The organism is Polaribacter sp. Z022 (assembly GCF_023555495.1).
Classification (GTDB): domain Bacteria; phylum Bacteroidota; class Bacteroidia; order Flavobacteriales; family Flavobacteriaceae; genus Polaribacter.
In genome coordinates this window covers 1-740 of record NZ_JALCZO010000039.1, presented here as the reverse complement: position 1 = coordinate 740, position 740 = coordinate 1, and the positions used below count along the sequence as shown (strand labels likewise).

Here is a 740-nt window from a genome sequence, read left to right as displayed (position 1 = left end):
GTTGTAAACAATTATGGAACTGAAAACAAAACTGATAATATTCATTATAATTATTTCATTTGGTTGTTCTGAAAGGTATCAAAAAGTTGAAGGTCAAACTTGGATTATAAAAGAAGGAATATTAAATAATAAAAAAATTGAATTTAATGACAATTCTTCAATAACAATTCTTGAAAAATATAATGACTCTTATAATTTAAACCCCAAATTATTTTTCCGTGAAAATGGGAATATCAGACTACCAGGAATTGACTCTAAAGATATTTATGGAAAATGGAGTTATATAGGAAACAATTGCATAAAGATTGAATTGGACACTTCAAAATATAATTACATTCACAGAAAAATAGATACTTCAAAAATATCAAACAAAGATTTCTTTGGGAATGAACTGAAAATGTCAAAAAAAGAAGCTCAAAAAAGAAGTTTTGAATTTTCCAATAATAACCCAATTAAAACGAATCAATTTAAAATACAAATGAATATATATGGAAATGAATTTAAGTACAATATTGAAAATGATATTTTAAAATTGGAATCTAAAACAACTAAAATTATAGCTAAAAGGGACAAATCAATTGAAAATATAGTGAATGAATATAAATAAACTGTTTACAACACCGTGTATATTTTATTGCTTTCTTTTAGCCAACTTACGAAAATCCTATCGGATTTTCTATTCAGTAATTATTTGCTAACTTTACGCTAAACCAACGCAACAAAATATACACAAACACGTT

The 740-nt window shown here is 24.6% G+C and carries 1 protein-coding gene; it reads left to right on the top strand.

Annotated elements, in window-relative coordinates; genetic code table 11:
* Positions 1-13: 13 nt before the first annotated feature.
* The gene (locus MPF13_RS15485; protein WP_249983670.1) at positions 14-607 is read left to right on the top strand and encodes a hypothetical protein; all 594 of its coding nucleotides are present in this window, start codon (positions 14-16) and stop codon (positions 605-607) included.
* Positions 608-740: the final 133 nt, after the last annotated feature.